The 801-nt window shown below is 64.7% G+C and carries 1 protein-coding gene; it reads right to left on the bottom strand.

All coding sequences use genetic code 11. The features are described from left to right. Nucleotides 1-801 (bottom strand): condensation domain-containing protein (locus HMPREF2914_RS13685; protein ID WP_256562123.1); only part of this gene is annotated, 801 nt, incomplete at both ends.

Raw genomic sequence — 801 nt, 5'->3', positions numbered from 1 at the left:
GTTCCACGGTGGAGGCGTCGAACAGGTCGGTGGCGTAGTCGAAAACGGCGCAAAAACGCTGCTCTTCGTCCGTCAGGTCCAACGTCAAGTCGAACTGCGCCGTCCGGCTGTCGAACTGCACGCTTTCCATCTGTAACTCGTCGAAGCGGAATGCCTGGCCGTTGCCACGGGCTTCGCTCTGGTAGTTGAACAGCACCTGGAACAGCGGGTTGTGGCTAAGACTGCGCTCCGGCTGCAAGGCCTCCACCAGTTGCTCGAACGGCAGGTCCTGGTGCGCCTGAGCCTCCAGCGCGCGTTGGCGGGCCTGGGCCAGCAGCTCGTCGAAGCCCATCCGACCGTCCAGGTCGGCCTTGAGCACCTGGGTGTTGACGAAGAAGCCGATCAGCCGCTCGATCTCCACGCGGTTGCGATTGGCGATCGGCACGCCGACACGGATATCCGCCTGCCCGCTGTAGCGATACAGCAGCGCCTGGAACGAAGCCAGCAACAGGGCGAAGGCAGTAGCCCCCTCCTGCTGGGCCACGCGCCTGAGCGCCTGGGACAGATCAATATCCAGTTCCAGGATGAACTGGGCACCACGATGGCTTTGCCGAACCGGGCGCGGCCGGTCGAACGGCAACTCCAGCACCGGCTGCTCGCCGCCCAGCAGGCCGGTCCAGTACGCCAACTGGCGCTCCTTTTCCCCCGCCTCCATCCAGCTGCGCTGCCACAGGGCGTAGTCCGCGTACTGGATCGGCAAAGCCGGCAGCGCTACCTCGAGCCCTCGACTATAGGCGGCATAGAGCTGGACCAGTTCCTCGA

Source organism: Pseudomonas sp. HMSC067G02 (assembly GCF_001813485.1).
In the GTDB taxonomy this organism is placed as follows: domain Bacteria; phylum Pseudomonadota; class Gammaproteobacteria; order Pseudomonadales; family Pseudomonadaceae; genus Pseudomonas; species Pseudomonas aeruginosa.
Note: the sequence above shows the minus strand (reverse complement) of the source record. Positions and strands in the feature narration are given on the sequence as shown.